Origin of the sequence: Streptomyces sp. NPDC052016 (assembly GCF_044548445.1) — a bacterium.
Classification (GTDB): domain Bacteria; phylum Actinomycetota; class Actinomycetes; order Streptomycetales; family Streptomycetaceae; genus Streptomyces.
This window is the reverse complement of the sequence record NZ_JBIUBX010000064.1, coordinates 1-3,298: the sequence shown is the minus strand read 5'-3', so window position 1 is coordinate 3,298 and position 3,298 is coordinate 1. Positions and strand designations below refer to the sequence as shown.

Below are 3,298 nucleotides of genomic sequence, written 5' to 3'. Positions count from 1 at the left end.
GTTACGAGCGAAAGGCCGAGCACTTCCTGGCCTTCGTCGGCATCGCCGCAGCCCTCATCAGCTACCGCCGACTCACCAACTGAAACGGCGTCTAAGTCCCGCGGTGACAGCCTGGTGATCACGCTGGAGACCGTCGGCGAAGGCGTGCAGCGCGGGTAGGTCATCGGCGTGGACGGCGTCTGTCCATGCCGGCAGGCTGTTTCCGCCGAGGTCGCAGACCATCCGCGCGAAGACATGCACGTGGCTGCGGACGGCAGTCAACTCGGGCCATCGGGTGAGTACTCACCCAGCTGGCGTTCTTCGTCGTCGCGCAGGTGCTGGGGGTTCCACATGACCCAGTTGGTGACCTGCTGCGGTTCGAGCACCGGGGCCGGCGACCGGATGGAGCCGAGGCCGGTGCGAAGCGGACGGAGGTAGCGTCGCACTGCTTGGGGGGTTCGTCCCGGGTAGCCCTGGCTCTGGATCTCGCGGAAGAGGCGGGCGGCATCGGTGCATCCATCGTTCCAGCGCCGGATCAGGTAAGGCTTGTAGTCGTCCAGGCGGGTGGTGCGCAGGGAGCCTTCGATGAGGCCGTCGAGGTTCTTGCAGTGGGCATAGCGTTCCGCGGTGTGCCGGGCAAGGCCCAGCTCCCGCGCGATGGCACTGATCGTCCATCCGCGGGCCAGCAGTCGGTGAACTGCCTTGTGTCGCTCCCGTGTCCGGGTGACCAGCCATTTCTCCGTGCCGGTGTCCGGATTGAGGGTCGAGGGCGGAGCCGCGGCCATGCGCCGGGCCGACGGGGTGCTCACCTCTGGTCCTTGCAGGCAGGGTCGGTGAGCGATCACGGTGCGCTCGACAGCGGTGGTCGGGTTGTCCGATAAATGCCACCGGTCGGCGACCTGCAGCGCGCCCGGAGCGCCTGCGCGGGCCGCCTCGGCATAGGCGCCGGCCCGGTCCCGGCAGATCACCTCGATCCCCGGGTGTCCGGCCAGCCAGAGGGCCACGGGTTCCTTCTCTCTGCCGGGCAGCAGGTCGAGGACGGCATGGGACTCGACGTCGACCAGTACCGTCCCGTATCTGCGCCCAGTCGGGTGGCGAAGTCATCCACCCCGAGTACCCGTGGTGTGGGAGGGCACGGGTCGGGCAGCGCCATCAGCACATTCAGCAGCGTCATCCGACTGACGACGATGTGCAGCACGGCGGCGAGCCGCGCGCCTGCCCGGCCGGCAAGCGCCAGGGCAATGGCCTGGATCAGGGTCGCCAGCACGACAGTGCGGCGTCCGTACCGGATGGTGAGTCCTTCGACCTGCTCAACGAAGGTGCGACGCGCACAACTGGCGACATCGCAGAACAACCGTCGCACCGACAGGTCGATGGCCACCGGACGCCCGCCCACAGCGGCATCCGCCAGACACCGTCGATACCAACTGTGGACTCGCGCCGAGGAAACGCCGCAATCGGGACACGCGAGAGCACCGTCGCGGGTGCGGGCCTGGACCCGCACCACGCCGTCCTCCACACACACTTGCTCCACCAGCACCTTCTCCAGGTGCGGAAACACGATGTCCAAGAAGTCATCACACACTGCGGACCATGCCACCGAAGTGACGCTCGGTCACCCCGTCACGAAAGCCTTGACTGAGCCTCTCGATGACGCCGCCGACCACCCGCACCTGGTCACGCAGCGGCCACACCCCTGTGGTCCGCGTCCGGGGCCGCTCCCGCCGCCGCTTACTGATGGTTTCAGAATGAGGTACGGAGGTGACGAAGGCCTATGAGGCGAAACTGGTTGAGGCGAGGACCCGTCCAGTCGCCTGACCCACGACGACCGGCAGCCGCACAGACTAGCCCGTCCGGCCTATGCGCCGTGGATAGTGTCCTCATGAATCGATTCGTGGGTCGAGCCCGCCTCGAATGGTGGGCTAATCGCTCGACGTGCCTTGAGATGTACGACATCGACGTCACCGTCACTGTCGACGCGGCCGGCAAGTGGCAGGCAACCGGTCGGCATGCCAATGCACTCGACACGACCCAGCGCGAGGGCTGGGACTTCCTCATGGAGATGGATCCCCACTTCTCCGTTGCGTTTCCCGGTGAGGATCGCGGCAGGATCACGGTGCGAGTCGTCGAGGCAAAGGATGGAGCCCTCACGCTCATGGAGGCATCGGACTGGAACGGCTCCGTGAGCGTCACCTTCGACCTCACCTGAGTTCAGCCGCCAAGGGCAGGAACCCGGCTTCGCTGCCCTGCGACCGACTTCGGCTGTCGCCCCATACTGATCTTTCAGAATGAACTTCGGAGGCGGCGAAGGCATATGAGGCTGCAGGCCAGTTCAAGCAGGCCTTGGTGTAGATCGGCGCGTCGTTCGTAGCGGATGCGGAGCCGCTTGAACTGGTGGAGCCAGGCGAAGGCGCGCTCGACGACCCAGCGGACCTTGCCCAGCCCGGAGCCGTGTGCGACGCCACGTCGGGCGATCATCGGTTTGATGCCGCGCTTCCACAGCAGGCGGCGGTACTTGTCGAAGTCGTAGCCCCGGTCGGCATACAGGCGCCGGGGCTTGCGGCGGGGGCGTCCTTGCAGGCCCCGAATCGCTGGGACGGCGTCCAGCAGGGGCAGCAACTGGGTGACGTCATGTCGGTTCCCACCGGTGAGCGTGACTGCGAGCGGTGTGCCGTGGCGGTCGACGATCAGATGGTGTTTGGAGCCGGGACGGGCACGGTCGACGGGCGAGGGGCCGACGTGATCCCCCCTTTCAGGGCCCGGACATGCGACCCGTCCACGGCGCAGTCGTCCAGGCCCAGAAGGTCAGCGCGGCGCAGTTCGGTCAGCAGGGCGGCATGCAGACGCGGCCAGACGCCAGCCTCGGTCCAGTCCCGCAGTCGGCGCCAGGCCGTCACCCCAGAGCAGCCCACGGTCTCGGCCGGAACATCGCGCCAGGCGACACCGGTCCGCAGCACGTACATGACGCCCGCGAGGGCCGCACGGTCCGGAACACGCAGTCGACCCGGGTGGTGGTGGCGTTCGGGAGTGGACGGCAGCAGCGGAGCGACCCGCTCCCACAGGTCATCTGGAACAAGATCAGCACGCACCCCGGACACCCTGCCGACCAAGATCGTTGAGCGCAGGACTGTAGATCAAGTCATTTTGAAACGATCAGTTAGCTTGATCTTTAACCTGTGCGGCGGGGTCGTGGGGTCGTTGACTTCTTCGTTCGCTGTTTCGTCGTGCCTGGTTTGCGGACTGTGTGCACGTCGTGGCGCGGGGCGGGCCGGGTGTTCTTTCGTCCGGGTGGTCGTCCCGGGCCGGGGCGGGAGGGTTT

4 protein-coding genes and 1 pseudogene are annotated in these 3,298 nt (G+C 66.9%); 1 reads left to right on the top strand and 4 read right to left on the bottom strand.

Translation table 11 applies throughout. The annotated features are described in order from the left end of the window. Positions 1–257: 257 nt before the first annotated feature. Together ACIHAR_RS39625 and ACIHAR_RS39620 are read right to left on the bottom strand one after the other, a co-directional pair. Positions 258–1,007, bottom strand: coding sequence for a helix-turn-helix domain-containing protein (locus ACIHAR_RS39625; protein ID WP_400024120.1), 750 nt, complete (start codon positions 1,005–1,007; stop codon positions 258–260). Then, positions 944–1,540, bottom strand: coding sequence for a transposase family protein (locus ACIHAR_RS39620; protein ID WP_400024118.1), 597 nt, complete (start codon positions 1,538–1,540; stop codon positions 944–946). Before ACIHAR_RS39620 ends, ACIHAR_RS39625 begins: the two co-directional genes overlap by 64 nt. 384 nt (positions 1,541–1,924) lie before the next feature. Between ACIHAR_RS39620 and ACIHAR_RS39615 the strand changes: the two genes are divergently transcribed. Further along, on the top strand, positions 1,925–2,188 hold the full coding sequence (locus ACIHAR_RS39615; RefSeq protein WP_400024115.1) for a hypothetical protein: 264 nt from the start codon (positions 1,925–1,927) through the stop codon (positions 2,186–2,188). Between the two features lie 74 nt (positions 2,189–2,262). Here the strand turns inward: ACIHAR_RS39615 and ACIHAR_RS39610 are convergent. Next, positions 2,263–3,068 (bottom strand): IS5 family transposase gene (locus ACIHAR_RS39610; protein WP_400024117.1). Its coding sequence is split into 2 segments (ribosomal slippage): positions 2,263–2,732 and positions 2,732–3,068, totalling 807 coding nucleotides; the frame shifts between segments, so codons are not numbered across the junction. A gap of 80 nt (positions 3,069–3,148) precedes the next feature. Continuing rightward, positions 3,149–3,298, bottom strand: a pseudogene (locus tag ACIHAR_RS39605) (transposase); the annotation flags it as partial.

What these genes read in the sequence shown, in the direction of transcription:
- ACIHAR_RS39615 (WP_400024115.1), top strand. Translation starts at nt 1,925, where the DNA reads ATGTACGACATCGACGTCACCGTCACTGTCGACGCGGCCGGCAAGTGG.